The organism is Cupriavidus sp. SS-3, from assembly GCF_035818815.1.
GTDB classification, from domain to species: domain Bacteria; phylum Pseudomonadota; class Gammaproteobacteria; order Burkholderiales; family Burkholderiaceae; genus Cupriavidus; species Cupriavidus taiwanensis_C.
The window spans coordinates 213,768-240,281 of the sequence record NZ_JAYLVT010000011.1 but is presented as its reverse complement, the minus strand read 5'-3'; the positions used below and the strand labels follow the sequence as shown (position 1 = coordinate 240,281).

Below are 26,514 nucleotides of genomic sequence, written 5' to 3'. Positions count from 1 at the left end.
ATTCCCGTGTGAAAGTAGGTCATCGCCAGGCTCTTATTGTGCAAAACCCCTCGACAGCGTGTGCTGCGAGGGGTTTTTGCTTTGGCGCGGCGGAAATGCTGCGCGCGCCGTCGTCGCGAAGCCGTAATACCATTACCGCAGTCCTCCATTTCCATCATGTCTGCTGACTGCGCCTGGTATCTCTATCTGCTCGAATGCACCGGCGATTCGATTTACACCGGCATTACCACGGATGTGGCGCGCCGCTTCGCCGAACACCAGTCCGGAAAAGGCGCCAAATATACGCGCTCGCGCAAGCCCATCCGCGTGCTTGGCCAGTTGCGCTTCGCCACTAAATCTGAGGCGTTAAGGGCGGAAATCGAAATCAAACGCATGAGTTCCGCGCAGAAGCGGTCATTTTGCGCGCAGCTGCCGACCCTCGACGTGGACCAGCAGACAGCGTGAGATCAAGCAAAAAAGGCCCGCATCGCAAGCGCGATGCGGGCCTTTTTCTTCGTGGCTTGCTTCAGACCACGGTCAGCGTGACGTCGATATTGCCGCGCGTTGCGTTCGAGTATGGGCACACCTGGTGCGCCTGCTCGACCAGCTTCTCGGCCGCTTCGCGCTCGAAGCCCGGCAGGGAGATCTTCAGCTCGACCTGGATACCGAAGCCCTGGGGGATCGGGCCAATGCCGACCGCGCCCTGGATCGATGCATCGGCAGGCACGTTGATCTTCTGCTGGCTGGCGACATAGCGCATCGCACCGAGGAAGCAAGCCGAATAGCCGGCTGCAAACAGCTGCTCGGGATTCAGGCCGTTACCCGCGCCACCCATCTCCTTGGGCACGGCGAGCTTGGCGTCGAGCTGGCCGTCGGACGTGGTGGCACGGCCATCGCGGCCGCCGGTGGCAGTGGCATGGGCGGTATATACGACTTTCTCGAGTTTCATCTAAGGCTCCGGTTTGGTTGCCCGCAGGGGCGGTATCAATACCTGCCGTCAGTCCGGCAGGCTGGAATCGGTCCGCGCTTGTTCGAGCGTCGACCGCAGTGCATGCAAGCGCCGCGTCAGCGCCTGGATCTCTTCGACCGGGCATTGCGTGGCACATAACATCTGTTCAGGAATTTTCTCGGCGCGCTGACGCAGTGCCCGGCCGGTGTCGGTCAGGCTGACCAGGACCCGGCGTTCGTCCGCTGCGTCCCGCGTGCGCTCGACCAGCCCCGTTGCGGCGAGCCGCTTCAGCAGTGGCGTCAGCGTGCCCGAATCCAGCGCCAGGCGGTTGCCGAGTTCCGAGACCGACAACGCTTCCGTCTCCCACAAGACCAGCATGACGAGATACTGCGGATAAGTAAGCCCAAGCTCACTTAGCAGTGGCTTGTACAGCTTGGTCATCGCCAGCGAGCTCGAATACAGCGCAAAGCATAGTTGGTGATCCAGCAAAAGCCAGTCGGTGATGGGTTCGTTGTCGCGTTCCATACCGATATATTAGACACAATTAGATTGTGCGCAAGATAAATTTTCGGGACGTGAGCCGGATGGGAGGGGCACGCTGGATGACGGCCTTGGCCTTAAGTCTGTTTTAAGTCTTGGTCGCTAGCATGACGGTGTTGCGTCGCATCGTGCCGACGCCAGATGCTAAAAGGAAAGGAACACCTATGATGCGCCAGACCATTGCTCGCACCGCCGTTGGTATCGCAGCCCTGGCCGCGCTCGGCGGCGGCTATGCCTATCTGCAGCGAGAAGTCATCCCCCCGGGGTACGCGGCTCCCGCGCCCGTGGTGGCAGCCGCCCAGCCGGCGGCTGCCGTGGCCAGGCCGATGGACTTCTCCGGCATCGTCGCCCAGTACGGACCCGCGGTGGTCAATATCAGCGTGACAGCGCGCGCCCAGCGCACGGCGGTGCAGATGCCGCCCGGCATCGATCCGGACGATCCGCTGTTCCAGTTCTTCAAGCGCTTCGGCCCGCAGTTCCAGGGGCCGCAGGGCGGCCCGCAGCAACTGGTGCGCGGGCAGGGCTCCGGCTTTATCGTCAGCCCGGACGGCCTGATCCTGACCAATGCGCACGTCGTCGACGGGGCGCAGGAAGTGACCGTCAAGCTGACCGACCGCCGCGAGTTCAAGGCCAAGGTGCTCGGGACCGATCCGCAGACCGACGTGGCGGTGATCCGCATCGATGCGAAGGAGCTGCCGACCGTGCGCCTGGGCGACCCGTCGCAGGTGCGCGTAGGCGAGCCGGTGCTGGCGATCGGCTCGCCTTACGGCTTCGAGAACACGGTGACCGCGGGCATCGTCAGCGCGAAGTCGCGCTCGCTGCCTGACGACACCTACGTGCCGTTCATCCAGACCGACGTGGCCGTCAATCCCGGCAACTCGGGCGGTCCGCTGTTCAACCAGCGCGGCGAGGTGGTCGGCATCAACTCGCAGATCTACAGCCAGACCGGCGGCTACCAGGGCCTCTCGTTCGCGATCCCGATCGACGTGGCGACCAAGGTGCAGCAGCAACTGGTGGCGCACGGCAAGGTCACGCGCGGGCGCCTCGGCATCAGCGTGCAGGAGGTCAACCAGGCGCTGGCGCAGTCGTTCGGCCTGCCCAAGCCGACCGGGGCGCTGGTCAACTCGGTCGAGCCTGACAGTCCCGCCGCGCGCGCGGGACTGAAGCCCGGCGACGTCATCGTGCAGCTGGACAACGACGTGATCGATCATTCGGGCGACCTGCCTGAGCATGTGGCCGACATCAAGCCGGGCACGCAGAGCTCGCTGAAGATCATCCGCAAGGGGCAGCCGATGACATTGTCGGTGACGGTCGGCACTGCGCGTGACCAGGCGGTGGCGCAAAAAGCGGGCGGCAAGGAGGCCAATGGCCGGCTCGGGCTGGCGGTGCGCCCGTTGTCGCCGGCGGAGAAGCGCGAAAGCGGTATCGAAGGCGGCCTGGTGGTCGAGGACGTGACCGGTCCCGCCGCGCGCGTGGGCATCCAGCCCGGCGACGTGATCCTGTCGCTCAACGGCACGCCGATTGCATCGGTCGATCAACTGCGGGCGCTGGTGGGCAAATCGGGCAAGCAGGTGGCGCTGCTGGTGCAGCGCGATGATGCGCGCATTTTCATTCCGCTCGATCTGGGTTGATCCTTGCGGGCACCGCTGCGTGCCCGCAAGTCGTTAACCAGCAAGGCTTTGACGTCCTCGCGGGCCGTATACCCGCACGTATACCAGCACGTTTACGAGTGGGTATACGTGCGGGTATACGGCCCGCTAAGCCTTACCGGAGGCGGGATTCAGCGCAACGAACTGCTTACAGAAAGCGCGCCAGCAGGTATCATCTCGACTGCGATGCACGAAGCATGCGGCGGCAGCCCCCGCCGGCCCTGGTTCTGCTGAATCGACAAAGAGGAAGTCTATGCAGTTGGATTTCACCCGTGCCCCGATGCCGGGTACCGATAGAGCGCGGCGGCTGACGTCCACGACGTCTGCCACCGGCTCCGCGCCGAAGCCCCGGCGGCGCAAGAAAGAGGTCGCCCCGCACTGGGAGCGCGGCTACCGTTCCCACTTCTACCGCAACGAGCGTGGCGACAAGCTTGGCGAAGTGCGCCTGTCCGAGCGCGGCGAGCTGCCGGTGGTCTACCACTGGGCCGCCGGCAACTACTCCGGCGCGGAAGGCTCGCTGGCCCACGCCCGTGCGCGCGTGGAAGAGACCATCGGTTTCGGCATGCGCCAGCTGTCGCTGTTCTGAGCAGGATCTTCGCCGGTGCCGCGTTCGCCGGCACTGCGACCCGTCCGCGCCCACCCTTCGCGCGCGGCGCCTTCGCTTCTCCCTGATCTTCCCGGTAGTTTCTGTAGTCCCCTGGCGTAGCCTGCGGCCGGCGCAGTTCTGGCAAGCGGCAAGCAGCCGATAGATATCCTCGCCAGCGATCGGTGTGGCCTGTTGCGTGATCGGCGCGCCCAACATGCACGCGCCCGCTACCGACGCAATGCCGCAGAGATCCCGCGGATGCCCGCCCGCATCGACGCCAGAACCTGCGCCTGCGTTTCGGCCGGCAGGTTGCCGTAGCGCAGGCTGACATAGGCGGCGCTGACTGCGGCGATCGCCGCGCGGGCGCGCGGCAGCTGCTCGCTGGCCCGCGCCGCAAAATCCTGCGGGCCTTCGGCCGGCGCGCGCGTGCAGCCATGGCGGGCGAGCACGGCGCAGAAGCGCGCATAGGCCGCGCCGACCGGATCCGCGGGCGCGCGACGCCGCCACAGCGGCACCAGCGCCAGCAGGCACAGCATGCCGAGCACGGCGGCCAGCAGCGGTCCGGCACCGGCACTGGTGCCGAGCGCCTGCAGCAGCCGCTGCTGTCGCGCATGGTCGTACTGCAGCACCCAGCGCTGCCAGGTGTAGACCATGCCCTCATAGGCCCAGCGCAAATCCTTGAGCCATCCCGGTTGCCGCGACGGACGCCAGTCGGCGGCTTCGTTGCCGACCACCGCATCCAGCCCCTGCTCGATGCGGCTGGGCGCGACCGCGCTGGTCGGGTCCACGCGTATCCAGCCGCGGCCATCCAGCCAGACCTCGGCCCACGCATGCGCGTCGGACTGGCGCACCACGTAGTGGTTGGCCATGGGGTTGTACTCGCCGCCCTGGTAGCCCGTGACCACGCGCGCCGGCACGCCGGCGGCGCGCATCAGGAACACGAAGCTGCTGGCGTAGTGCTCGCAGAAGCCGCGCCGGGTGTCGAACACAAAGCTGTCGATCTGTTCGGCTCCCAGCGGCGGCGGGGCGAGCGTATAAGCGAACGGCGCCGCCGCGAACAGCCGCAGCGCGGCCTGCACGCGCGCCGCGGGATTGGCATGGCGCTGTGCCCATTGCGCGCCCAGAGCGCGGGCGCGCGGATTGCCGGCGGGCAGGCTCAGCGCCAGCCGCAGCGTGGCCGGCGGCAGCGCTTCCGCCGGCGGCGACAACGTGGAATGCGTGCGATAGCGGACGCGCTGGTCCACGGCCCGGCGTGCCATGAACTCGCCGTCTGGCGTGATCGCGGCATCCGCGCCGGCGGACAGCGCCTGGCCGCGGTCGAGCACGAACAGCCAGCGTTGCCGGCTGGGTTCCAGCGTGATGCTGATGTCGATGTCGGCCGTGCCGCCGGTACTGGCCGCCGGCGCCAGTTGCTGCCGCCGCAGCCGCGACGGATGCCAGGTGGTGCCGTCGTATTCCCACAGCACCAGCGCGCGCCAGTACAGCGCCGACACGGGCAATGGCGGGCCGGCAATTTCCGCACGCAGGGCGATTTCGGACGAACGGATCAGTTGCCCCACGCTGCCCGGGCGCATGGTGTCGCTGATGCCGGTGGTGCCGCTCTGCACCGATTGCGGCAGCTGCCACAGCGGGTGCTCCAGGCGCGGGAACAGCACGAACAGCGCCAGCGCCCACGGCAGGCCCAGCAGCGCCATGCGGCCCAGCAGCGGCCAGATCGCCAGCCGGCTGCGCGCCTCGGGGTGATGCAGCAACAGCCAGTTGCGCAGGACCCAGGCGCCGATGGCCAGGCTGTACAGCGCCAGCCAGAACGGCTGATCGGACAGGTACAGCGTCAGCAGCAGGTAGAACGACAACTGCGTGACCAGGGTTGCGTCCGACAGCGCGCGGCATTCCAGCAGCTTGAGGATGACAAAGGCGCCAAGCAACGCCACCGCCAGCTCGCGCCCGATGCCTCCCCCGTCCTGCCACACCAGCGCGCACGCCACCAGCAGCACCAGCATCGCGGTGGTGCCGAGCATCCAGCGCGACGGCAGCGGCGCGCGCCGCCGCCACAGCAGCCAGCGCCACGCCAGCAACAGCACCAGCAGCAGGCTGACCGCCACCGGCAGCGTGCGCGCCTGCGGCGCCAGCACCAGTGCCAGCTGTCCTAGCAGCAGGCCGTGGTCTTCATGCCGCAGCGGCCGGGGCGCGGGTTTCATGCGGGTTCCGCAGCGCGCGCTGTGCCAGGACGCTGCGGCCACAAGGCCAGTGCCTCGAGGCACGCGCGCCGGTGGCTGGCGCCGCGCGCCGGCGGCAGTTCGATGCCGGGCAGGCGCAGGCCGATCTCGACTTCGTCGCCGGCGGCAAGCAGCCATGCGCACAGCCGCGACAGCCGGGCCTCGGCCTCCATGCCGGCGGGCAGCGCGTGCCAGTCCAGCCAGCGCGCCGGCTGCCGCGGCGGATCGCCGGCGCGGCTGAGCCAGCGGCCGGTGCGCGCGCTGTGCTTCCAGGCGATGCGGTGCAGCGGGTCGCCGCTGCGGTAGCGGCGCAGCTGGTCGATGCCGTCTTCGCTGTGCGTGGTGCTGGCGGCAGCGTGCGCGTCGTCGCCATCGTCGGGGCGGTGCGCGGGCGGCGGTGGTGGTGCGTCGGCTTCCGGCGCGGGGTAGACCAGCGTCGACATTTCCAGGTCCGCATGGCTCCAGACATGGAACAGGCCGAACGGAAAGCGGCTGGCGATCGTCACGCGCGGCAGCGCCAGGCGGCCCCGGCGTGACGCCGGCACGTGCAGTGCCAGCATGCCGCTGGCATTGGCATCGAGCGTCAGCGTCGCGGCGGCGACTTCCGGCATGGCGGGCAGGCGCGCTTCGATGCCCACGCGCGCGTCGCCACCGCGGCTGTCGACGCGCACCTGGAAGATCGCGTCCTCCCCGGCATGGACCGCCGCCACCGGCCCCGCGGCGACGGCGAGATCGAGCAGGTTGCGGTAGGCCAGCCACATGCATGACATGCCGATGCCCGCGAGCATGAAGGTCAGTGCAAAACCCAGGCTGATGTTGTAGTTCAGCGAGGTCATCAGCATCGCGGCCAGCACCACCGCAAAGCCGACCCCGCCGCGCGTGGGCAGGATATAGAGATGGCGGCGGTCCAGCAGCACCACGCCGCCAGCGCCACCAGCAGGACGCCGGCTTGCGGCGCGGCGCGGTGCGAGGCGTGGCGTGCCGCCGAGCACGCCCTTGCGCGCCGCCATGGCGCTCAGGGAATCGCCACGCCGGCCAGCAGCGCGGCCAGCTGGCCATCGACGGCGGCGTGGCCGCCGGCGCCGGCCGGCAACAGGCGGTGCGCGGCCACGGCCATGAACACCGCCTGCACGTCTTCGGGCAGCACCAGGTCGCGCTGCGCCAGCAGGGCCCAGGCGCGCGCGCAGGCCAGCAGCGCCAGCCCGGCGCGCGGCGACAGTCCCGCGGCAAAGCCGCCGTGGCTGCGCGTGGCCTGCACCAGCGCCAGCACGTAATCGACCAGCGCCGGGCTGGCGTACACCTGCGCGGCCGCTTCCTGTAGCGCCAGCACTTGGCTGCCATCCATCACCGGCGGCAGTTCCGCCGCGCTGGCGCCGCCCAGGTACAGCACGCGCTCGAAGGCGGGGTCCGGGTAGCCCAGCGACAGCCGCATGGTGAAGCGGTCCAGCTGGGATTCGGGCAGCGCATGGGTGCCGATCTGCTCCAGCGGGTTCTGCGTGGCGATGACGAAAAACGGCGACGGCAGCGGATGCGTGGCGCCGTCATGGGTGACCTGCCGCTCGGCCATTGCCTCGAGCAGCGCGCTCTGGGTCTTGGGCGGCGCGCGGTTGATCTCGTCGGCCAGCACCACCTGCGCGAACACGGGGCCGCGGTGGAAGCGGAATTCGCCGGCGTCGCGGACAAAGACCGAAACCCCGATCAGGTCGGCCGGCAACAGGTCGCTGGTGAACTGCACACGCTGGTAGTGCAGCCCCAGCGTGCGCGCCAGCGCGTGCGCCAGCGTGGTCTTGCCCACACCCGGCACGTCTTCCAGCAGCAGGTGGCCGCGTGCCAGCATGCAGGCCAGCGCCAGCCGCACCTGTTGTGGCTTGCCAAGGACAATGCGGCCCAGCTGGGCCTGGGCCTCGGCCAGCGAAGCGACGATGCGGGGGCGTGCAGTCACGTGGGACCTCGGCGCGGAGCCTGAAAAAATCGCGGTGGATGCAGGAATTATCGGGCAAAGACCAGCGCATTGTAGCGGCGCGCACCGCAAGCGCGACCGTCTGTTGCCGTACGCAGGCGGCCGCCGGCCCGGGGCGGAGTTCAGGCTGCGGATGCGGCGCCTGCGCCAGATGGCGCCGCTTCTGGCATCATGAGCCTGTCGGGCCACCGCGGCCCCTGTTCCTGTTTCCGCCTCTTTGCGTGGCCGTGCGCCGCGCCTGCTGCAATGACCTCGCTGGATCCCTGCGCCGACCTGCCCGCTTCCACCCTGTCCGCCGACGCCGGCGCGCTGCCGCGCCTGGTGCAGGCCTTCCATGCCAACGGTTTCGTGATCCTGCGCGGCTTTGCCGACGAGCCGGCGTGCGCGGCGCTGGAGGCGGTGACGCGCCAGCATCTCGCCGCGGCGGTGCCGCCGGTGGAGTTCGAGGCCGACCTCGGCTATCCGGGCGCCCCGGCCACGCGCGACGCCGCCGGCGGCGGCACGGTCAGGCGCCTGCGCCAGGCCTACGGGCGCGATGCGGTGTTCCGCCGCTGGGCCAGCGATCCCAAGCTGGTGGCGGTGGTGCAGGCCTTGCTCGGCGAGCCTGCGCGCATCACGCTGGCGCATCACAACTGCGTGATGACCAAGCACCCGCACTATGGCAGCCAGACCGGCTGGCACCGCGATACCCGCTACTGGTCGTTTGCGCGGCCGGAACTGGTGACGGTGTGGCTGGCGCTGGGCGACGAGGACGAGCGCAATGGCGTGCTGCGCGTCATCCCGGGTTCGCACCAGGCCAGGCTCGAGCCCGGCCAGCTGGACCCAGCCGAATTCCTGATCGAAGCCCACCCGGCCAGCCAGCCGCTGCTGGATGCCGCGCAGCCGCTGGTGCTGCATCGTGGCGATGTGCTGTGTTTCGACAGCCGGCTGTTCCACGCGGCCGGCCGCAATGCGTCCAACGCGGTCAAGCTGTCGGTGGCGTTCGCGTATTTCGGCGCCAGCAACCGGCCGCTGGATGGCACGCGCTCGGCCGAGTTCGGCAGCGTGGAGTTGCCTGGGGTCTGAGCCGGCGCGGCGCGCGCTCAGGTGCGCAGTCCGACCAGCCCGGAAATCTTCTCGGAAGCTTCTAGCAGCGGCGGCAGGAAGCGCTCCAGCATCTCCTGCGCGCTGGTGCGGTTGGCCTGGCCGCTGATGTTGATGGCGGCGATGGTGTGGCCGGCGCGGTTGCGGATCGGCGCGGCCAGCGATACCAGCCCCTCTTCCAGCTCCTGGTCGTTCAGGGCCCAGCCGCGCTGGCGGATATCGGCGACGATGGCCTTGAGCGCGTCCACGTCGGTCACGGTGCGCCCGGTGCGCGCGCGCAGGTCGGTGGCGCGCAGCACGCTGTCGAGCTCGGGCTCGCTCAGCCCGGCCAAGAGCACCCGTCCCATCGAAGAGCAATACGCCGGCAGGCGGCTGCCGATCGACAGGTTGATGGTCATGATCTTGCGCGCCGGCACGCGCAGCACGTAGACGATCTCGGTGCCGTCCAGCACCGAGATCGAGCAGCTTTCATGGACCTGCTGCGACAGCGTCTCCATGATTGGCTCGGCCAGGTTCCAGAACGGCATCGAGGTCAGGTAGGCGAAGCCCAGGTCCAGGATCTTGGGCGTGAGCCGGAACAGGCGCCCGTCTGCCTGCACATAGCCCAGCCCCACCAGCGTCAGCAGGATGCGGCGCGCGCCGGCGCGTGTCAGGCCGCTGGCCTGGGCGATTTCGGTCAGGGTCTGGGCCGGGTGCTGCGCGTTGAAGGCGCGGATCACCGACAGCCCGCGTGCAAAGGACTGCACATAGCTGTCGCTCGGCTTTTCGGGCGCGGCGGCGCTGTCGGCGGTCGGCGATGCTGGCGGCGGGGTCTGGCGGGAATCGGTGGGACTGGCCATCTGCGTAGCCCGGCGGGGTTCGCCGGATTGGCACGGAAAGGCCGAAAGGGTAGAGGAAATGCCGGCATTGCGCCAGTGCCGGGCCAGGAAGGGCCAGGACGGGCCCGCCGCGGCCAGCCCTGACCTTAGCGGAAGCTGCGCTGCACCAGCACGAACACCGCCCCCGCCACGCACAGCGCGGCAAAGCCATGCAGCAGGTCCATGCCGGCGAGCAGCGTGGCCTGCCGGTCGACTTCCTGCGACAGCTTGGCCAGGCCGGCCGCGGACAGCGCGTCAGGTACCTGCAGCGCCGGGTTGAAGCGGGTGATGTGCTCGACCAGGTGGGTGCGATGCTGCGCCAGGCCGTCCTGCATGAACACGCTCGCCAGCCCGGTGCCCATCGCCGAGGCGATCTGCTTGCACACGTTCTTGAACTGGTAGGCGTGCGAGAAATCCTCGACCGGCACTTCCAGGTAGGTCATCGACGCCACCTGCACCATCAGCAGCACCGGCGTCAGCCCTTCGAGCAGCACCACTGGCACCAGCGCGTAGTCCGGCGCGCCCGGCATCAGCTGGGTCGACAGCAGCATCGCCGCGCACGCGTAGACGATAAAGCCGGCCGCGATCACGCGCCGCTTGCGGAACACCAGCGCCATCCCCAGCGTGATCACGATGGCGCCGATGGCGGAGACCGTGCCGCTGGTCGACAGCAGCATGCAGGTGGTGCGGAAGGTCAGCCCCAGCCCGGTCTGCGTCAGCGTCGGCAGCAGGAACGACCACGCCGACGACAGCAGGTAGTACAGCGTGTAGAAGCCCAGCCCGTACAGGTACTGGCGCCCGGCCAGGCGCGAGAAGTCGATCCATGGGTCCGGATGGCGATACAGCCGCCAGCCGCTGAAGGCAAACAGCGCCACGCCGCACAGCGCGGCCAGCGGCATTTCCAGCGAACTGAAGAAGCGCGTGTAGCGCATTTCCTGCAGCGTATGCAGGAACACCAGCGCGCCCAGCGCGGCGGCGATGGCGGCGGGCCAGTCCAGCGTCGATACCGGCGGGTGCGGATCGCGCGGCGCGCGCGTGGGGTAGGTCAGCGCGACCGACAGCAGCACCGGCAGCGCAATGCCGGCCTGGAACAGGAACACCGCGCGCCAGCCGATATCGTCCAGGAAAATGCTGGTCAGCCAGGGCGTGATCGCCAGCATCGAGAACGCGCCGCCACCGAAGCGCAGCATCAGCGGGGCGCGCTCGGCCGGCGTCGACACCAGCTGGACCAGGATGCGCGACGCCGCGAACAGGCCGCCCGCGCCCAGTCCCTGCACCGCCTTGCCGCCGATCAGCCCGGCCGGGCTGGCAAATTCCGCGCAGATCAGCGAGCCGGCGATGAACACCAGCAGCGACACCATGGTGAAGCGCTTGTACGTGATGCGGCGCGCGACCTGGTCCAGCACCATGTTCATCAGCACCGCGGTGGCGGCGTAGGCCGAGACCGCGTACAGGTAGTCTTCCGGCGCGGCACCGACGCCGCCCTGGATATGCTGGCTGGCCACGCCCATCATCAGCGTGGAAGAGAAGTCGATGCCGGTCACCAGACCCAGCGTCAGGCCGAACAATGAAAGACGCCAGTGACCCATCTCGGGGTGACTGGCGATCTGCATGCGCGGGCGCTGGAAGGTATAGATGCCGGGGGCGGCGGGGGCGGGGATGGCTGGAACGGCGGGGGCTAGCGCGTCCGATCCAGCCTGGACAGGCGTTTGTTGCATCGCTCAAGCATAATGTAGGCCCAGCGTCGAGAACTACAGGTTGTCAGGGAAACATTGTCCGGTGAACGAAACAATCCAATGGAATGACTGGGAGGCGTTCTGCTGCGTGGTCGAGCAGGGCACGTTCACGGCCGCGGCGGAGCAGCTCGACTGTCCCAAGTCGCGCGTGTCGGCCGCCGTGGCGCGGCTGGAAACCGCCATCGGCGCCAAGTTGCTGGAGCGCACCACGCGGCGCATGCGCCTCACCGATGCCGGCAAGGCGGTCTATCGCGACGTCGCGCCGCTGTTTGCGCGGCTGCGCGAGATCCGCCAGGAAACGCTGGCGCGCGAGGAACGCGTGCAGGGCGTGCTGCGCATCGCCACCCCCTATGAATTCGGCGCGCAGCAGCTGGGCGGCGTGATCTGCCGCACGCTGGCGGCACACCCCGCGCTGGATGTGGCAGTGGAAATCACCCAGGGCCTGGTCGATCCGATCCGCGACGGCTTCGACGTGGCCTTTGTCATCGTCGACGCCGACCTGCCAGACTCCGGCACGGTGGCGCGCCGGATCTACCACGTCGAACGCGGCCTGTTCGCCGCGCCGGCGTTGGCGGCCAGCCTGCCGGCGCAACTGCGCCCGGAAGACCTGGCCAATATGCCGACGCTGACCACGCCCGGCGACACCGTCTGGGAATTCACCCGCGACGGCCAGACCGTATCGGTGCCGATCCGCCCGCGCATGCAGACCCACAACGCCGAGCTGCGCCTGCAGGGCGCGCTGGCGGGCCTGGGCATCGCGCGGCTGTCGGTAATCTATTGCGAGGCCGAGGTCGCACAGGGGCGGCTGGTGCGCGTGCTGCCCGACTACCCGCTGCCGCCGCTGCGCGTGTTCGCGCTGCTGCCGGACCGGCGCCTGCAGCCGCGCAAGGTGCGCGCCTTCATGGAGGCGATCGAATCGATGATGGTGTCGGAGCTGCCGCCGGAAGGGGATGCCGAGACGGCGCGGGATGCCGGGCTGGATGCCGCCGCGGGCGGGCCGGCACCGGGAGAGGCCCGCACCGCGGGCTGAGGGCGCAGCGGCTGAAGGCGTTGCGCCGGCCCTGCGCGCCGGATGCCGTCAGTGCAGGCCGATGATGCCAGCGCCGACCCGGGCGAGGACCATCAGCAGAATCTGCGCAATCACGAACAGCACCAGCGGCGAGATATCGAAGCCGCCCAGGCGCGGCACCACGCGCTGGATCGGGCGCAGCACCGGCGCGGTCAGGTGGTCGATGGCCGGCGTGATCGGCGAATGCGGGTTGACCCACGACAGGATCGCCATCAGCAGCGTGACCCACATCACCAGGCTGATGGACCACTTCAGCACATAAAGCACGGCGGTCAGCAGCATGGCGGGCACGAAGCCGGGCAGGTCGATGCCGCTGATCAGCGCGACCAAAGCCAGAAACACCACCGCGGTCAGCCATGCGGCCAGGATCGTGGCCCAGTCGATGCCGCCCACGCCCGGGATGATCCGGCGCAGCGGCCGCACCAGCCAGTCGGTGATCTGGAACACGCCCTGCGAGACCGGATTGCGCGTCGGCAGCCGCGTCAGCTGCATCCAGACGCGCAGCAGCAGCGCCATGCCGAACAGGGTAAAGACGGTATCCAGCAGGAAGAGAGCGATTTCCGAGAACATCGGTGCGTTTTCCGGTGACGGGTGAAGGTGTCTGCAACCGCACAGATTCTGCCATAGCCGGGCGCGCGCACGGCGCAAACCGGGGTCGGCTACCGCTGTGCCGCGCGGCCCCTATAATTGCGAGCGCCCCGCCGCGGGCTTGCGCGGATTGCCGCGCCTTCATTCCCTTTCGCGTTTTTTGCCGCCCATGCCCAGCAAGTCCGCCTCGTCGCCGCAACCCGCCCCGCTTACCCAGGCCGACTTCGAGGCACTGTCCGACTTCCGCTACCAGCTGCGCCGCTTCCTGCGGTTCTCCGAAGACGCGGCGCGCGAGGAGGGGCTGACGGTGCAGCAATACCTGTTGCTGCTGCACATCCGCGGCTGCGCCGACAAGGACTGGGCCTCGATCGGCGAACTGGCCGAGCGCCTGCAGGCCAAGCAGCATGGCGTGGTGGCGCTGGTCAATCGCTGCGAGGCCGCCGGGCTGGTCAAGCGGCGCCTCAATCCCGAAGACCGGCGCGTGGTGCAGGTGCACCTGACCGCCAAGGGAGAACGCTACCTGAACCGGCTCGCCATGCTGCACCGGACCGAACTGGAATCGCTGCGCGGCGCGTTCCGCGTGGCCCGCATCACGCAGTTCAACGACGACGGCGCGGAGCGCGGCTGAGCGTTGCCACGCCGGCACCAGCGGCCGTTACAGGCGGTTACCAATCACAAGCTCCGGTGACACCCGCTGGCCCGCGGCGGCCCTAGACTCGCGCGCATTCCCCAACACGCGCAGCGCGCAGGAGTCCTGACATGTCCATCCCCTTTCGTTCGGTTGTGCTTGCGGTGCTTGGCGCCGGTGCGCTGGCCGGGTGTGCCACGCCGTACGGCTACGACAACGGCTATGGCGCGGGGTATGGCGGGGGGTATGGCGGGGGCTACGGCGGCGGCTATGGCAACACCGGCTACGGCAGCGGCACCACCATCAGCGGTTACCCGCAGCAGGGCTATCCGCAACAGGGTTACCCCCAGCAAGGCTATCCGCAGCAAGGCTATCCGCAGCAGGACTACCCGCAGTCTTCGTATCCGCAGCCGTCGTACCAGGACGGCAGCTATGGCAACGGCTACGGCAACCAGGCCTACGGCGTGCGCTACGGCTGGGTCGAGGGTATCGAGGTGGTGCCGGGCCAGCCGCCGTCGACCAGCGGCGCGGGCGCGGTGGTGGGCGGCATCGTCGGCGGGCTGCTGGGCCACCAGGTGGGCGGCGGCCGCGGCAATACCGTGGCGACCATCGGCGGCGCCGTGGCGGGCGCGGTGGCCGGCAACGAGGTCGAGAAGCGCACCGGCACCAGTGCCCCGGCCTACCGCGTGCGCGTGCGCACCAGCGACAACGGCTACCTGACGCTGACCCAGTCCAACGCCTACCAGATGCGTATCGGCGACCGCGTCAGGATCGAGAACGGCGTTGCCGTGCCGTACTGAGGGCGTCAGTCTGCGCCGAACAGCTGCGCGTAATCCTCGCGCAGCTGGCGCTTGAGCAGTTTGCCGGCGGTATTGCGCGGCAGGTCCGCGACGAACACGATGCGCTTGGGCACCTTGAAGGGTGCCAGTGCCTGGCGCGCATGCGCGACCAGTTCCTCCTCGGTGGCGGCCTCGTGGCCGCGTTTGCGCACCACGCACGCCGTCACCGCCTCGACCCACTTCGGGTGCGGCAGCGCAAACACCGCTGCCTCGGCCACCGCGCCATGGGTGTACAGGCACTCTTCCACTTCGCGGCTCGACACCAGCACGCCGCCCGAGTTGATCACGTCCTTGATCCGGTCCACCACATACAGGTAGCCCTCGGCATCCATGTAGCCGAGGTCGCCGGAATGGAACCAGCCGCCGGCGAAGGCTTCGGCGGTCTGCTCCGGCTTGTCCCAGTAATGCGTCAGCAACTGCGGCGAGCGATGCACGATCTCGCCCAGCTCGCCCGGCGGCACGTCCTGCAGGGTTTCATCGACGATGCGGGTCTCGACGTTCAGTACCGGCCGCCCCGCCGAGGCCGGACGCGCGGCGTGCTCGGCGGGTCCCAGCACCGTGGCCAGCGGCCCGATCTCGCTTTGCCCGTAGCAGTTGTAGAAGCGCAGCGCGGGCAGTTTCTGCTGCAGCTCCAGCAGCACCGGCACCGGCATGATCGAGGCGCCGTAGTAGGCCTTGGTCAGCGCGCCCAGCCGGGCCGGATCGAACTCCGCATGGCGCAGCAGCGCGATCCAGACCGTCGGCGGCGCAAAGAAGCTGGTGATGCGCTCGGCGTGGATGGTGCGCAGGCAATAGCCGGCTTCCGGGCTGTCGGCGATCAGCGTGGTGCCGCCGCACAGCAGCAGCGGCATCAGGAACACATGCATCTGCGCCGAGTGGTACAGCGGCAGCGCGGCCAGCGAATAGTCCGACGCGCGGATATCGCAGGCGGCGATGGTGCTGACGTACTCGGCCAGCAGCGCACGATGCGTCAGCACCGCCCCCTTGGGCGCGGAGGTGGTGCCGGAGGTGTAAAGGATCTGCGCGGGCGTGGTGTCGGCAAGGGCTTCGGACACCGGCACGGCGGGGCCGTCGGCGGCAGCGGCGAGAATATCGTTGCGACCATCGCCGCCATGCAGGGTACCGCGGACCTTGCAGGGCAGCCCGTCGACGCGGTCGGCCAGCGCCGGATCCGCAAAGATCGCGCTGGCGCCCGACTGCGTGACGAGGTACTCGGCCTCGGCGCGCGTCATCGAGAAATTCACCGGCACATGGATCAGGCCGCTGCGCAGGCAGGCCAGCCACAACAGCACATAGGCGTCGGAGTTCTTGCCAAAGGCGGCAACCCGGTCGCCGGGACGCAGGCCCCACTGCGCCAGCGCGCCGGCGATGCGCGCCGTGGCTTCATCGAGCTGGCGGTAGGTCCAGGACCGTTCGCCGAATCGGATCGCGGTCTTGTCCGGACTGCGCCGCACCGCGCGGGCCATGGCGTCGGGGATGGTGTTGCGCAGGGCGCGCTGCTGCTCTGACTGCATGGTGGTCTCCGTTGTTATGGTTGGGGTCCAGCAAGTCTTGAAGCCAGGCGCCGAGGATAAGGGCTGCCGCCTCGCCATGGCAAGCCGGCAGCCCTTTCACGGGACTACAGCGATGCCGACAGGAACACCAGCGCGCGGCCGTGCGCCAGGGCGGCGCTGGGCTGGTGGTAGGAGCCGCGCGCCCAGCAGTTGAAGCCGTGGTCGGCCTGCGGGTAGACGTGGATCTCGGTGGCGGGTTTGCCGGCCATCGCATCGCGCACGGCCTGCACGGCGTCGGACGGGATATGCGCGTCGAGCGCGCCGTAGTGGAACTGCACCGGCACGCGGATGTTGGCGGCTTCCTGCAGCTGGTTCTGGATGCCGCCGCCGTAGTAAGGCACGGCCGCATCCACCAGACCGCGTGCCGCGCTCAGGTACGACAGCAGGCCGCCGAAGCAGTAGCCCACCGCGGCCACCTTGCCGGCGCCGGTATGCTGGCGCAGCACCTGCACCGTGGCCGCGATGTCGTCGAGCGCGGCGGACACGTCCACGGCCTTGCGCAAGGCCATGGCGCGCGCCATGTCGTCGCCCTCGTAGCCCAGCTGCACGCGCGGGGCCTGGCGCCAGAACACGTCCGGCGCCAGCACGGCATAGCCGTCGGCGGCGTACTGGTCGGCCACCGCGCGGATATGCTCGTTCACGCCGAAGATTTCCTGCAGCAGCACGATGCCCGGCGCACCGGGCTGCACGCCCGCCGGCGGCAGGCTCAGGTAGGCATCGAAGCTGCCCGCGGCGGTGTCGACGCGGATCCACTGGCTGTCGGGAATGGCTGTCATGGCGAAGGATTCTCCGGAAAGGACTTGGCAGGGGTTGCCGCAATGTCAGCCCGCCAGTGTGCCACCACGCGCCGCATCGTGCAGGCGGCCGTCGAGCTGCCTTCAGTACGCGCGCGACTGCCGGTAGCGCTTGTGCCAGTTGTCGGTATAGGCCTTGACCACCGCCGCGTCGCCGCGGATCAGCATGCCGTTCTCGGCATTGCGCTCCTGCGCCGACTTGGTGAAGTTGAAGGAGCCGGTGAAGACCGCCTGGTCGTCGAACACCATCACCTTGTTATGGGCGATCGCGGGCTTGTTGTCGATCACCACCGGCACGCCGGCGTGCTTGAGGAAGGTGGCGCTGGTATAGCGCTCGCTCTGCTGGCTCTTGTCCAGGATCACGCGCACGTCGACGCCGCGCCGGTGCGCCTGCGCCACGGCCTCGGCAATCGGCGCGCTGGTGAACGAATAGGCCTGGATCAGCAGGCGCTGGCGGGTGCTGCGGATGGCATTGATCAGCAGCGCCTGGCAACTCGCGCCATCCGGCACGAAGCACAGCGTGTAGCCGCTGCCATCGGCAAAGGGCTTGGCGGGCAGCGGCCTGGCGTCGGGCGGCTGGGCCGGTTGCGCGGGCTTGCCGGCGCGCGAGGGGAAGTGATTGGCGATGGCCTCGTTGAAGGTCTCGCTGATGCTGTCGGCGATGGTCTCGGACACCTGATCGAAGGTCGATGCCGAACGGGCATGGGCCAGCAGCGCGAAGGGACTGAACGAAGTGAAGGCCGACACGGCGGCGGCCAGGCCCAGGCCCAGCGCGGCCCGGCGAATGAAGCGATAAGTCACGGCGGATCTTGGCGTCGGTGAAGGACAGCGTGCGCGCGCCGCGCGCCGCACCTGTCCGGGGCGGGAACGCAGCGTAGCAGCCGCATACGCCACTGGCAAAGCGGGATTGTGTAACAGGATCTGTGGCCGGTGTTGCGGTGTGCATGGCGTCGCGCCGCAGCCTTGGGGCTATCCGCGGCCGGCGCCTATGATGGATGCAACCCGTGCGGCCGCGGCCGCCAAGGAGAGGCAATGACCAACCACACCTACAAGCTGGTCGAGATCGTCGGCTCTTCCCCCGACGGCTGCGACCAGGCCATCCAGAGCGCCATCGCCAAGGCCGGCGAGACCATCAAGAACATCGACTGGTTCGAAGTGGTGGAAACGCGCGGCCATATCCAGAATGGCAAGATCGCGCACTACCAGGTCACGTTGAAGGTGGGTTTCCGCGTGACCTGAGCCCTCGCTGTGTTCAGGCCGCGGCAGCGGCCTGCGGCACCATCTTCGCGGCCTCGCAGGCATGCGCGTACAGACGCTGCAGCGCCTGCTGCGGCGCGTCGCGCAGGAACGCGAGCATCTTGTCGATAAAGGGCCCGGTGGCGGTCTGCGGCACCCGCCGGATCCATTGCTGCGCTTCGGCCTCGCGCCCGGCCAGCGCCCGCATGCGCGCATGGATTGACTGGTCAAGCCTGAACCGCGTGACCGTCGGCGATGGCTGACGAAAATGCTGCGACGCGGCCCTCGCGAGAAAAATCGGCCGGCGCTGAACTGCCGCCGGCCGTGCAGGGAACCTTCGAAAAACCGGAATTCAGTCGAACTGGTAGGAATAGATCATGTTGATGCGCGGCGAGCGGCGGCTGGCATTGGTCGGCTTGTCCCCGACTGGCTGCGCCAGCGACAGGTCCAGCGTGTAGTAGCGGCGGTCCGAGAAGCGCGCGCCCAGCGCCACCGACGACAGGCTGCGGTGCGACAGCGACACGCTGTTGGAATACACGCGCGCCACGTCGGCCGACACATAGGGCTGGATCGTGCGCAGGTAGGTCAGGTCCGGCAGAAATAGCCGGCTGATTTCGGCCGACGCGCCCCAGCCCTTGTCGCCCGCGACTTCGCCCGCGGGGTAGCCCAGGCCGAAGAAGCGTCCGCCAAAGCTGATCTGCTCGCCCGAGGCCAGCCGGTCGCCGCTGTACTGGCCGGCGGCGGCCACGGTCAGGCCGAAGCCCGCGGGCAGGTCCTTCGATTGCGACAGCAGCAGCCGCGTGCGGAAGAAGCTCAGGTCGTTGCCGTTGTTCTGGCGGCTCGCGCCGAGCGCATCGAAGCCCTTGTACAGGCCCAGCGTGGCGTTGCGGCTGACGCCTTCGCCGCGTTGCACATAGGTCAGCTCCGCGGTGGCCACGCGCACGTTGGTGCCGAGCGTGACGCGCGTGCCGGTGGCGGTATGGGTATAGCGCTCGAACTGGTCGGCGCCGTAGACGCCGCCGGTCAGTGTCAGCGCATGCGCGTTGGACAGCAGCAGCGGATAGCTCAGGGTGCCGCCGATGCGCTTGGTGTCGTTGACATAGCGCGGGTTGAAGCCGATCGGCGCCAGCGTCGCATTCTGCGGCACGCCGCGGTAGTGCGAGGCATTGAGCCGCGCCACCATCCCTTCGGTGCCGATCGGCTGCGCATAGCTGGCGGCGTAGTATTCCTCGCTGTCGCGGCCCTTCGGGAACAGCGCCGACACTGAGATCTGCTCGCCCAGCGGCGTCAGGCTGTTGGTGGTGGCCGTGGCGATGGCGCGCAGGCCCGGCGACATGTATTCGATGCCGGTGCCGAAGGTGAAGGGCTTGCGCTTGACCTCGAGCACCATCTCGCAGGCGCCGTCGGTGGTGGTGGGCGGCTGCACCGTGGCCGCCACCTGCAGCCCGGGCTGCAGCGCCAGCGCGTTGACGTAGTGCTCGAAGCGGTCCTGGCGCAGCGGGCGGTCCTGCTGCAGCTTCTCGGCGATGGCGCGCAGGCGGCGCTCGGTCGGGCCCGCCTTGCCGGTCACCGTTACCTTGGCGACGTAGCCTTCCACCACCGTGACCAGCACATCGCCGTTGGCAAAGTCCTGCGCCGGCACGAACGCGAACGACAGCGGGTAGCCGCGCGCCTTGTACATCTGCGTCACCGCATTGGCGGCTTCCAGCAGCTGCGCCACCGTGATCTCGCGGTTGGCCAGCGGCTGGAACTGCGCGGCCACCTCCTCGAACGGCAGCGTCTTCGCGCCCTCGATGCGAAAGCGCCGCGGCGTCAGGCGCGCGCTGAGCAGGTCCTGCATGGCGGGCTGCGGCCGCTCTACCTGCACGGTCACGCGGCTGTCGGGCCGGGCCGGCGCAATCTTGGGAAGCGTCTGGGTCGGATCGCCCTGGACCGGGCTGCGCGGATCGGCCTGGACCAGGCCGTGATGGAACGCGCCGACGCCGACCAGCAGCGCGGCAACGCGATGACGTGCACGCATGGCAAAACCCCTGTAAGAAACACTGCGGCTATTGACGTCGCGTGCCACCGGCGTGGGGATTGCCGCTACCCCCGGGCGCCTGCTGGCCGATACTGCCGGTCCAGCGCGTGGCCGCTACGTTGAATCAGGTGAGCACCGCTGCCCGTGATCAAACGATCGCCGGGGCAGCGGCCAAGGCAGGATTACTTCTGTCCGAGCGCGCCGGTCAGGCCGCCGAGCAAGCCGCCGACCAGGCCACCGACGGGGCCGGTGGTCGAGCCCTTGGTGGTGGTGCTGCCCGCGGTAGTGGTGGCGCCGCCGGTCACGGCGGAGACGACATTGGTGACGGGCGCCAGCGGGCTGGTGGTGCCAGTGCCGCCGGTTGCGCCGCCAACGCTGCCGACCACGCCACCGACCACGCCATTCACCACGCCGCTCACCGCGCCGGTGACCGGGGCCAGCGGCGTGCTGGCCGTGGCCGAGGCCAGGCCGCCGGTGACGGTGCTGACCAGGCTGGTGACGGGCGCCAGCGGCGAACCACCGGCTCCGCCAGTGGCGCTGCCCAGGCCGCCCACCGCGCCACTGACCAGCGACGTGACCGGAGCCAGCGGCGTGTTGGCGGTGGCGGTGGCCAGCCCTCCGGTGACGCTGCCGACCAGGCCGGTGACAGGCGCCAGCGGCGAACCCGTGCCGCCGGCGCCTGCCCCGCCTGCCAGCCCCCCGGCCAGCGTGGTAACCGGTGCCAGTACCGGACCCAGCGCGCCCAGCCCGCCGCCGCTGGCGGGGCCGTTGACCGCGCCGCCGAGCGAGGCCACCGTGGTGCCGGTGGCGTTGACCACGCCGCCGACGCCCGCGACCACCGGCGTGTTGGTCTGTTGCAGCTTGGTGCCGGCGGTGGCCAGCGCGCCGCCCACGGTCGCGAGCAGGCTGCTGGTCGGGGCGCCCAGGCCGGTGGCCGCGCCCAGTGCCTGCGTGGTGCTGGTCAGTTGCGAGGTGATCGGCACGATCAGCTTGCTGGTGGTGATGGTCACCTGCTCGACCGCGCCGCTCGACAACACCGAGGTCAGCGTCCCGCCGGTGTTGCCGACGGTATTGCCCAGCGTGCCGACCACCGCGCCCAGCGGCGACGTCAGCGGCGCCAGCGGTGCCAGCTGGCCGGTGCCCAGGCCGCTCACCGCGGTGCCGGCGCTGGTCACCGCCTTGCCCAGTTCGGTCACCACGTTGCCGGTGCTGGCGACGGTGGTGCCGACCGGGTTGGTCGAATTGGGCATGCTGCCCAGCCCGGATTGCAGGCCAGTGGCCAGTGCGCCGACGGCATCGCCGGTCGCGGCCACCACGCCGCCCAGCCCGCTTTGGGTCTGGCCCGGCAGCAGCGGCAGGTTGGCGTTGCCAAGCTGGTTGCCGAGGTCGCCGACGGTGCTGCCCGTATTGCCCAGCACCGTGCCGGCGTTGTCGATCACCGTGGCGGTCGGGGTCAGCGCCGTGGGCGTCTCGCCACCACCGGTATTGCCGCCGGTGTTGCCGCCATTGCCACCGCCCGTGCCGCCGCTGCCGCCACCGGTGCCGCCCGTGCCTCCGGTACCGCCACCGGCCAGGTCGGTGCCGCCACCGGTTCCGCCGGTGCCTGCATTCGTGCCGCCATTGGTGCCTCCATTGGTTCCTGCGGTATCGCTGGTGCCCATCGAGGTCGAGCCGCTGCCGCTGGCGCAGCCACCCAGGGCCAGCAGGGTTGCCAGGAGTGCCGTTACGGCGAGTTGTTGTTTGCGCATGGTCTGTTCCTTCATTCCCGTCGTTTCAATCGCTCGGCCGCGCAACGCGTTTGTCTGCTGCGTGCGGCGGTGACGGTGATGGCGCAATCGGTATGCCAGCCGTTTGGCGCGCTACCGCACAGACCCCGCCGAAGTCGGGTGTGGTACCCGCGAAGCCTTGCGGCATGCGGCCTGCGCGGTGTCCGCGGGAAGCGCGGCGAGGTCCGCCGGCGCGTTGGCATGGAGAGCGTGGCGCGTTACGCGTTACGTAACGTGTGTCGTGCGCGGGGAACAAGGCAGCATCGGCGAAGCGGGCGCGGCCAGCCGCCGCGGGTCCTGCCACGCCGCCGCTGCGTGTTCCCGCGTGCACGGAACACGTTACGTAGCACGTAACGCGTTTCGCCCTGCCGCGGCACCGTCCGCGCGCGCTTCGCCGCCACCCCGGTCCGCCCTGCAGGCCGCGCCGCGCAACGCATGCAGGCAGTTCGCCGGTCTGTGCGCCAGTCCACCTTGCCGGGCTGGCACGCGCCTTGCCATTCCCGATCCCGACGCGCCGACGATTTCGCGTTCCACCGTGTTGCCATGACTGATGGGGATGGCGGGCAGGTCGAACAAAGCGGGACAACAACGAGCGCTCGTCGGCATTCCATGCGGCGGTTCACAAGAAAAGACGGCCCGGCAGCGCCGTGGCCAACCAGACAGGAGAAGCACAATGAAGACCAAGCATCCCGCACCGCTTTCCATGACTTCGCTGGCCGCGGCCGGCGTCGCCGCCCTTGCCTTGCTGATGTCGGGCTGCTCGTCGAGCGGCGGCGGCAGCGGCGCCAATCCGCAGCCCAGCGGGGGCGGTGCCGATACGCCGGTCACGCCGCCGCCGCCGGCCGGGGCGCAGACCACGCCGACCGCCAAGGCCACCGAAGGCGCGGGCAACACCGTGGTGTCGGCGGGCAATGCCGTCAGCGAGATCGGCAAGTCGATCCAGGACGCGCCGCTGCCGCTGCTGCCTACTGACGCACGCAAGGGCGCCGGTGGGGTGGTGGTCAATGCGGGCGAAGCGGTCGGCGCGCTCGGCGCCGGCGTGCGCGACGGGCTCGGGCAGATGGGCTCGGTCGACAACCCGGTGGGCGTGACGGTGTCCAGCACCGGCAACGTGGTGCGCGAAGTGGGCGACGCCGCGGTCAGCGGCGGCGCGCTGGTGCAGGGCCTGGGCACCGAGAAGCTGGCGCCGCTGGCACCGCTGACCACGCCGGTGGGCGGCCTGGTCAAGAAGGTTGGCACGGCGGTGCAGGGCGGCGGCGACAAGCTGCAGACGGTGCTGTCCGATGGCGCCGTCGCGCAGGTCACCAACTCGCTCAGCAAGGTGATCGTGCCGCTGACCAGCAAGGTCACCGACGGTACCCAGACGCTGGGCGCGACCACGCGCCTCGGCGGACCGGCCGACGGTCTGCTCTACAAGGTCGGCAATACGGTCGCCACCGGCGGCAGCATGCTCGGCAATACGCAGGCCCCGGTGGTCGCGCCGCTCGGCGGCGTGGTGACCGAGGCCGGCAAGACCGTTGCCGCGGTCGGCGTGCTGGTCAACGGCAACGGCCAGGCCGGCGGCAACCCGCTGGGCGGCTTGTTGAACAACCTGCCGCTGGCCGGCGCCGGCAACGGCCAGGGCAGCGATGGCAGCCACGGCGGCAATGCGCTCGGCGGCCTGCTCGGCAGCCTGCCGCTGGTCAAGCCCGGCAGCGGCGATGGCGGTGCCGGGGGTGGCGGTGCGCTGGGCCCGGTCGGTGCGCTGCTGGCGCCGGTCACGGGTCTGGTCGGCGGCATCAAGAGCGGTGTCGGCGGCAGCGCCGGCGGCGGCTCGGGCGGTGGCGACAGCAAGCCGCAACTGCCGATCCTGGGCGGACTGCTCCACTGAAATGTATCAACCCGCATAGGTGTTTTCACGGTGCGCTGTCGCTCATCACCCCGTCGCAGCGCATCTTTTTATTCCGCCTGGCCACGCGGCTGAAATGCCGGCATGGCCAGGCTGCGGGCCGGTTTGCACCGGCCCGCCTGTTCTTTAACAAGCTGCGAGCCGGCGCGTTTCAAACGCGTGCTTTAACCCCTTCGGGTCATTACTATCACCCGAGGGAGGGGTATGGTTGAGACATACCATGTCTTATAAAAAAAGCGCAGCAAGCGTGAATAGTCGATAAAAGAGCGGGCCACAGAGCACCGTGATAATCGAACGGGGGAAGCGTGATCGCGGCATCAGATCACTCGGGAGTGTCAGAAATCATGAAACGACTCATTGCACGCTTTATTAAAGATGAGCGCGGGGCGACGGCTATTGAATATGGGCTGATCGTGGGGCTCGTCGCTTTAGCTATTACCGTTGGCGCCGGAAAGCTTGGCACTGAGCTCGACGCGAGCTTTGAACGGCTCTCCGTCAAGGTCAAGGGCTGGTTCACGACATAATGAGAAACCGGCTTCTCTAACGAGACTAGCGTGATTGCCGCGCTCCTCTGCGCGGCGACCCTCTACACAGACTTCGCTTACCGGCGGGTTCCGAACCTCCTGCTGGCGATCGCCGTGCTGGCCCTCGGGCTGGCATTGATCGCCGGACAGGCCGCGGAACCGCCGCTGGCCGCGCGCCTGATCGGCGCGGGGCTGGGGCTTGCCGTCACCTTGCCGGTCTACGCCCTCGGGCGCATGGCCGCGGGCGATGTCAAGTTCCTGACGGTCGCGGGGTTGTTCACCGGTCCGCAAGGGCTGGTGGTGGCATGGGTCGTCGGCAGCCTGCTCGGGCTGGTGCACGCGCTGCTGGCGCTGGCACTGGCACGCCGCACGCCGGCCGCGGATCACGCTTTGCATTCCCAGGACCAGTCCCTTCCAACGGCGCAGTTTTCGCTGGCGCGCGGCATCCCGTATGCGGCGTACCTGGCCGTGGGCGTGCTGGTCTGGAGGGCTGCGGGCCAATAGCCGGAATGGCTTGAGGCCAGCAGGCCGCGCCGCCGGTCGGCGCGGCGGAACACCAAGAGACCGGGGTTTCAGATGTTGCTGCACGCAAGGGTCAACAGGAAGATCAGGCGGCGCTCCCAGGGCGCCGGCAGCGCCGCAATCGAGTTTGCGATCGTGGCGCCGGTGCTGATCACCATCGTGATCGGCATCGTGTACTACGGCGTGATGCTGGCGCTGCAGCAGGTGCTGACGCTGGCCGCCGAGGAAGGCGCGCGCGCCGCGCTGCGCTATCCCGCAGGCGTCGCCGGCACCGGCCTCGCGGCCACCCAGCAGGCACGCGTCAATGCCGCGGCCGCGATGGCGCGCGGCACCTTACCCGCATCCCTCCGTGACCTGATCCCGCCCGCCGGCGTCGCCGCGGCCGTGCCCTGCGCGGCCGGCTCGGCCGACGTCTGCGTACAGGTCACGCTGACCCTGACCACCACCAACATCATGCCCGCGGTGCCGATGGTGCCGCTGCCGGCTTCGCTGTCGGGCTCGGCCATGGTCCAGCTCTCTCCCGATATCTGATGCGCATGACGAATCGCCCCATGCCCGAACCCAGGATTTCCGCATGACCAGCAAGCAGATCCGATTATTGGCCGTCGTGCTGCTGGGCCTGGCCTTGCTGCTCGCACTGCTGGCGTGGCAGGTAGGACGCCAGCCAACTCAGCCCGAGGCATCGGCAGGCGCCAGGCCGCTGCATCCGGTGGTAGTCACCACGCGCCCCGCCGAAGCCGGCAAGCCGCTCGATGCCGAGGCGCTCAAGGTGGAGATGCTGCCGATCGATCCCGCCGGCGCCTACCGCGACGTGGCGCGCGTTACTGGCCAGGTCCCACTGGTGGCGCTGGGCGCGAACGTGCCGGTGCTGGAAAGCCAGCTGCTGTCCGGCCTGGCCGCGCAGGTGCCGGAAGGCGAGCGCGCGGTGGCGGTGTCGGTCGATGAGGTCATCGGCGTGGGCAACCAGGTGCAGCCGGGCGACTATGTCGATGTGTTCCTGGTGCTGCGGCGCGACCAGCAGGAAATCCCGGACAGCCAGGCGCGCATGCTGCTGTCGCGCCTGCGCGTGCTGGCCTACGGCGTGGCCTCGGTCAACCGGCCGCAGGCGGCCAAGCCGGAACAGATGATGGCGCGCCAGGAAGGCGCCAAGACCGCGGTGCTGTCGGTGCCGCTGGAACAGGTCAGCCGGCTGGCGATGGCGCAGCACTCCGGGCGCCTGATGCTGGCGCTGCGCAATCCGCAAGACCCGGCCATGCCGAGCGACGGCATGTTTGCCGAACTCCCGCCCGCATTGGCCGCGCGCGCCGGCATTCCCGCCGACGCACCGCGCGCCGCCACCGACAAGGCCACTGCCGGCGTGCTGCTGTCCGGGCTGGCCGCCACCAACGGCGCGCCGGCTGCGCGCGCACCGGCGGCAGCGCCGGCGCCGCGGCCGCTGCAGGTGGCCGCGCCGCCGGCACCGGCACAAGCCAGGGAACGCGCTGGCGTGGAAGTGATCCGCGCCGGCAAGCGCGAGATCGAATAAGAACGTG

At 69.3% G+C, this 26,514-nt stretch carries 27 protein-coding genes; 13 read left to right on the top strand and 14 right to left on the bottom strand.

What is annotated here, in order from left to right:
• Nucleotides 1-156: 156 nt before the first annotated feature.
• On the top strand, nt 157-444 hold the full coding sequence (locus tag U9J39_RS18750) for a GIY-YIG nuclease family protein (protein WP_326347744.1): 288 nt from the start codon (nt 157-159) through the stop codon (nt 442-444).
• Nucleotides 445-505: 61 nt separating this feature from the next.
• Here U9J39_RS18750 and U9J39_RS18745 read toward each other — a convergent pair whose 3' ends face one another.
• Both U9J39_RS18745 and U9J39_RS18740 read right to left on the bottom strand, forming a co-directional pair.
• Nucleotides 506-928 (bottom strand): organic hydroperoxide resistance protein, encoded by a 423-nt coding sequence (locus U9J39_RS18745; protein ID WP_018004795.1) that lies wholly within the window; start codon nt 926-928, stop codon nt 506-508.
• A 48-nt stretch (nt 929-976) separates the two neighbouring features.
• A complete protein-coding gene (locus tag U9J39_RS18740) occupies nt 977-1,453 on the bottom strand; it encodes a MarR family winged helix-turn-helix transcriptional regulator (protein ID WP_326347743.1) in 477 nt (158 codons plus the stop codon).
• A gap of 179 nt (nt 1,454-1,632) precedes the next feature.
• Here U9J39_RS18740 and U9J39_RS18735 point away from each other — a divergent pair, with 179 nt between their 5' ends.
• Together U9J39_RS18735 and U9J39_RS18730 are read left to right on the top strand one after the other, a co-directional pair.
• On the top strand, nt 1,633-3,099 hold the full coding sequence (locus U9J39_RS18735; protein WP_326347742.1) for a DegQ family serine endoprotease: 1,467 nt from the start codon (nt 1,633-1,635) through the stop codon (nt 3,097-3,099).
• Nucleotides 3,100-3,370: 271 nt separating this feature from the next.
• Nucleotides 3,371-3,703 (top strand): hypothetical protein, encoded by a 333-nt coding sequence (locus tag U9J39_RS18730; RefSeq protein WP_018004792.1) that lies wholly within the window; start codon nt 3,371-3,373, stop codon nt 3,701-3,703.
• A 227-nt stretch (nt 3,704-3,930) separates the two neighbouring features.
• On the opposite strand, the gene U9J39_RS18725 is transcribed toward U9J39_RS18730, so the two are convergent.
• From U9J39_RS18725 to U9J39_RS18715, 3 genes are read right to left on the bottom strand one after another with little or no spacing between them, the layout of a single operon-like run.
• Nucleotides 3,931-5,901 carry a transglutaminase TgpA family protein gene (locus U9J39_RS18725; RefSeq protein WP_326347741.1) on the bottom strand — a complete coding sequence of 657 codons (1,971 nt, stop codon included), beginning with the start codon at nt 5,899-5,901 and terminating at the stop codon, nt 3,931-3,933.
• Nucleotides 5,898-6,929 carry a DUF58 domain-containing protein gene (locus U9J39_RS18720; RefSeq protein WP_115711936.1) on the bottom strand — a complete coding sequence of 344 codons (1,032 nt, stop codon included), beginning with the start codon at nt 6,927-6,929 and terminating at the stop codon, nt 5,898-5,900. Before U9J39_RS18720 ends, U9J39_RS18725 begins: the two co-directional genes overlap by 4 nt.
• Before the next feature lie 5 nt (nt 6,930-6,934).
• Nucleotides 6,935-7,861: an AAA family ATPase gene (locus U9J39_RS18715; protein ID WP_116313310.1), complete on the bottom strand. Its 927-nt coding sequence runs from the start codon at nt 7,859-7,861 to the stop codon at nt 6,935-6,937.
• Between the two features lie 264 nt (nt 7,862-8,125).
• Here U9J39_RS18715 and U9J39_RS18710 point away from each other — a divergent pair, with 264 nt between their 5' ends.
• Nucleotides 8,126-8,944, top strand: coding sequence for a phytanoyl-CoA dioxygenase family protein (locus U9J39_RS18710; RefSeq protein ID WP_116313311.1), 819 nt, complete (start codon nt 8,126-8,128; stop codon nt 8,942-8,944).
• A 17-nt stretch (nt 8,945-8,961) separates the two neighbouring features.
• Here the strand turns inward: U9J39_RS18710 and U9J39_RS18705 are convergent, their stop codons facing one another.
• The gene (locus tag U9J39_RS18705) at nt 8,962-9,801 is read right to left on the bottom strand and encodes an IclR family transcriptional regulator (RefSeq protein ID WP_115682188.1); all 840 of its coding nucleotides are present in this window, start codon (nt 9,799-9,801) and stop codon (nt 8,962-8,964) included.
• Between the two features lie 125 nt (nt 9,802-9,926).
• A complete protein-coding gene (locus U9J39_RS18700; protein WP_326347740.1) occupies nt 9,927-11,537 on the bottom strand; it encodes an MFS transporter in 1,611 nt (536 codons plus the stop codon).
• 61 nt (nt 11,538-11,598) lie between these two features.
• Between U9J39_RS18700 and U9J39_RS18695 the strand changes: the two genes are divergently transcribed.
• Nucleotides 11,599-12,585, top strand: a complete 987-nt coding sequence (locus tag U9J39_RS18695; RefSeq protein WP_115711944.1) for a LysR family transcriptional regulator — start codon at nt 11,599-11,601, stop codon at nt 12,583-12,585.
• A gap of 48 nt (nt 12,586-12,633) precedes the next feature.
• Here the strand turns inward: U9J39_RS18695 and U9J39_RS18690 are convergent, their stop codons facing one another.
• On the bottom strand, nt 12,634-13,194 hold the full coding sequence (locus U9J39_RS18690) for a YggT family protein (protein ID WP_115711946.1): 561 nt from the start codon (nt 13,192-13,194) through the stop codon (nt 12,634-12,636).
• Between the two features lie 187 nt (nt 13,195-13,381).
• On the opposite strand from U9J39_RS18690, the gene U9J39_RS18685 reads away from it, so the two are divergent.
• Together U9J39_RS18685 and U9J39_RS18680 are read left to right on the top strand one after the other, a co-directional pair.
• A complete protein-coding gene (locus U9J39_RS18685; protein ID WP_115711948.1) occupies nt 13,382-13,840 on the top strand; it encodes a MarR family winged helix-turn-helix transcriptional regulator in 459 nt (152 codons plus the stop codon).
• Between the two features lie 131 nt (nt 13,841-13,971).
• Complete coding sequence (locus U9J39_RS18680; protein WP_326347739.1) at nt 13,972-14,640, top strand: glycine zipper 2TM domain-containing protein; 669 nt, start codon at nt 13,972-13,974, stop codon at nt 14,638-14,640.
• Between the two features lie 5 nt (nt 14,641-14,645).
• On the opposite strand, the gene U9J39_RS18675 is transcribed toward U9J39_RS18680, so the two are convergent.
• From U9J39_RS18675 to U9J39_RS18665, 3 genes are all read right to left on the bottom strand, one after another.
• Nucleotides 14,646-16,193, bottom strand: coding sequence for an acyl-CoA synthetase (locus U9J39_RS18675; protein ID WP_115711951.1), 1,548 nt, complete (start codon nt 16,191-16,193; stop codon nt 14,646-14,648).
• 104 nt (nt 16,194-16,297) lie between these two features.
• A complete protein-coding gene (locus U9J39_RS18670; protein ID WP_115711953.1) occupies nt 16,298-17,008 on the bottom strand; it encodes a dienelactone hydrolase family protein in 711 nt (236 codons plus the stop codon).
• 102 nt (nt 17,009-17,110) lie between these two features.
• Entirely contained in the window at nt 17,111-17,827 is a 717-nt protein-coding gene (locus U9J39_RS18665; RefSeq protein WP_240987718.1) for a phospholipase D family nuclease, read from the bottom strand.
• Nucleotides 17,828-18,058: 231 nt separating this feature from the next.
• On the opposite strand from U9J39_RS18665, the gene U9J39_RS18660 reads away from it, so the two are divergent.
• Nucleotides 18,059-18,265 carry a dodecin gene (locus U9J39_RS18660; protein ID WP_018004776.1) on the top strand — a complete coding sequence of 69 codons (207 nt, stop codon included), beginning with the start codon at nt 18,059-18,061 and terminating at the stop codon, nt 18,263-18,265.
• Nucleotides 18,266-18,278: 13 nt separating this feature from the next.
• Here the strand turns inward: U9J39_RS18660 and U9J39_RS18655 are convergent, their stop codons facing one another.
• The 3 genes from U9J39_RS18655 to U9J39_RS18645 all read right to left on the bottom strand — a co-directional run bounded on the left by U9J39_RS18655 (nt 18,279) and on the right by U9J39_RS18645 (nt 22,030).
• Nucleotides 18,279-18,470 carry a hypothetical protein gene (locus U9J39_RS18655; protein WP_326347738.1) on the bottom strand — a complete coding sequence of 64 codons (192 nt, stop codon included), beginning with the start codon at nt 18,468-18,470 and terminating at the stop codon, nt 18,279-18,281.
• Between the two features lie 144 nt (nt 18,471-18,614).
• Entirely contained in the window at nt 18,615-20,282 is a 1,668-nt protein-coding gene (locus U9J39_RS18650; protein ID WP_326347737.1) for a ShlB/FhaC/HecB family hemolysin secretion/activation protein, read from the bottom strand.
• 182 nt (nt 20,283-20,464) lie between these two features.
• Nucleotides 20,465-22,030, bottom strand: a complete 1,566-nt coding sequence (locus tag U9J39_RS18645) for a collagen-like triple helix repeat-containing protein (RefSeq protein WP_326347736.1) — start codon at nt 22,028-22,030, stop codon at nt 20,465-20,467.
• A 691-nt stretch (nt 22,031-22,721) separates the two neighbouring features.
• Between U9J39_RS18645 and U9J39_RS18640 the strand changes: the two genes are divergently transcribed.
• From U9J39_RS18640 to cpaB, 5 genes are all read left to right on the top strand, one after another.
• On the top strand, nt 22,722-23,918 hold the full coding sequence (locus U9J39_RS18640) for a collagen-like triple helix repeat-containing protein (RefSeq protein WP_326347735.1): 1,197 nt from the start codon (nt 22,722-22,724) through the stop codon (nt 23,916-23,918).
• A 362-nt stretch (nt 23,919-24,280) separates the two neighbouring features.
• Entirely contained in the window at nt 24,281-24,460 is a 180-nt protein-coding gene (locus U9J39_RS18635; RefSeq protein WP_115682200.1) for a Flp family type IVb pilin, read from the top strand.
• A 30-nt stretch (nt 24,461-24,490) separates the two neighbouring features.
• Nucleotides 24,491-24,964 carry an A24 family peptidase gene (locus tag U9J39_RS18630; protein WP_326347734.1) on the top strand — a complete coding sequence of 158 codons (474 nt, stop codon included), beginning with the start codon at nt 24,491-24,493 and terminating at the stop codon, nt 24,962-24,964.
• A 72-nt stretch (nt 24,965-25,036) separates the two neighbouring features.
• Nucleotides 25,037-25,513 carry a TadE/TadG family type IV pilus assembly protein gene (locus U9J39_RS18625; protein WP_115711963.1) on the top strand — a complete coding sequence of 159 codons (477 nt, stop codon included), beginning with the start codon at nt 25,037-25,039 and terminating at the stop codon, nt 25,511-25,513.
• A gap of 43 nt (nt 25,514-25,556) precedes the next feature.
• A complete protein-coding gene (gene cpaB, locus U9J39_RS18620; RefSeq protein WP_326347733.1) occupies nt 25,557-26,507 on the top strand; it encodes a Flp pilus assembly protein CpaB in 951 nt (316 codons plus the stop codon).
• Nucleotides 26,508-26,514: the final 7 nt, after the last annotated feature.